Origin of the sequence: Pseudoalteromonas sp. RB2-MNA-CIBAN-0110 (assembly GCF_040309305.1) — a bacterium.
Classification (GTDB): domain Bacteria; phylum Pseudomonadota; class Gammaproteobacteria; order Enterobacterales; family Alteromonadaceae; genus Pseudoalteromonas; species Pseudoalteromonas arctica.
Map to the genome: position 1 here is coordinate 1 of NZ_JBEOOQ010000148.1, position 280 is coordinate 280.

Consider the following 280-nt stretch of genomic DNA (forward strand, 5'->3'; position numbering starts at 1 on the left):
GTATTTAACACTGAGCTTGAAGGGCTAAAAGCATATGTGTCTGTTAATCCGTATATTAATAATAACGGGCTAGGTGACTTCGCTAAAACGACTGAGCAAGGCCTTGTCGCATGGGAAGACGATAACTATTTATCACTTCAATCAGCGACCTCATTTAAAGATAAAACAGTGGGCTTTACCGGTGAAAGCGATGGTATTAACGCACTTAAAACTACGCAATCTATAAATACACAATACACAAATACCGGCGATACAGCAGGTAATGTAAGCTTGCTTGCAG

At 40.0% G+C, this 280-nt stretch carries 1 pseudogene; it reads left to right on the plus strand.

Annotated features, from left to right (window positions below):
* Positions 1 to 280: pseudogene (locus AAEY68_RS20925) on the plus strand (glucan 1,4-alpha-glucosidase); the annotation flags it as partial.